Origin of the sequence: Sphingomonas sp. S-NIH.Pt3_0716 (assembly GCF_003950715.1) — a bacterium.
Lineage (GTDB): Bacteria > Pseudomonadota > Alphaproteobacteria > Sphingomonadales > Sphingomonadaceae > Sphingobium > Sphingobium yanoikuyae_A.
In genome coordinates this window covers 1-1057 of record NZ_QLJK01000110.1, presented here as the reverse complement: position 1 = coordinate 1057, position 1057 = coordinate 1, and the positions used below count along the sequence as shown (strand labels likewise).

1 protein-coding gene is annotated in these 1057 nt (G+C 63.8%); it reads right to left on the bottom strand.

From position 1 onward, the window contains the following. Positions 1-15: 15 nt before the first annotated feature. Positions 16-962 (bottom strand): IS630 family transposase gene (locus BRX37_RS26255; protein ID WP_103727307.1). Its coding sequence is split into 2 segments (ribosomal slippage): positions 16-626 and positions 626-962, totalling 948 coding nucleotides; the frame shifts between segments, so codons are not numbered across the junction. Positions 963-1057 lie beyond the last annotated feature (95 nt).

Here is a 1057-nt window from a genome sequence, read left to right as displayed (position 1 = left end):
TAGAGCGGTTTCCATTCATTCCGGTTCATAGCCGCATGATTTGAAGTAGTTTGCACATTCGTCGGGCTTGAAGATATCGACGAGCCTGCCGATCAGGTCCCACAGGCCGCTGACGGTGCGCTCTCCTGCCTTGCGGAGCATGGCCTTGAGCCGGGAGAAGGCCTTTTCGATTGGATTGAAGTCCGGGCTGTATGGCGGGAGGAAGCGCAGGGTCGCGCCGGCAGCTTCGATCCTTTCCTTCACGGCGGCCCGTTTGTGGCTCGAGAGGTTGTCCATGATGACCACGTCGCCGGGACGCAGTTCGGGCACCAGCACCTGGGCGACATAGGCTTCGAACCAGTCGCCGTTGATCGGCCCGTCCAGCACCATCGGCGCGACCATGCCATCCATGCGCAGGCCCGCGACCAGCGTGGTGGTCTTGCGGTGGCCGTGCGGGAAGCCCATCCGCAGCCGCTCGCCCTTCCGGCAGCGGCCATGGCTGCGGGTCATGTTGGTGGCGGTCCACGTCTCGTCGATGAAGACGAGGCGTTCGGGTTCGAGGTCGATCTGGCCGTCGAACCAATGCTGCCGTTGCCTCAGGACGTCGGGACGGTCCTGCTCGATCGCGTGACCGGTCTTTTTTTGCGCGTGATCCCGTGACGCACGAAGAAGCGATGCACCGTGCCGATACCGACCGGGGCCCCACGCTCGATCAGCCGCGCCTGAACCTCGACCAAGGTCATGTCGCCCTGCTCGGCGATCAGTTCCCGAATGAAGCCGCCGTGCGCTTCGATCTTACCTGAATGCCGGTCACCGCCGCGCGGCTTGGCAACGGCCCGGCCATGCTCCAACGCAAGCCGTCGCCAGCGGATCGCGCTCGACACGCTGACCCCGAAGCGGGCCGCTGCCGCATGGCAACTCAGCCCACCATCAATCGCTGCGACAACTCGGTCCCGAAGATCCTGTGATAGCGTTCGTGCCATCCATGCTGGCCTCCTGCCACCAGCAGGAAGGCTGAATCACAACGGCGCCGCGAAGGGAATCCCTGACGAGTCAGATCGTGTGGAAACCGCTCTAA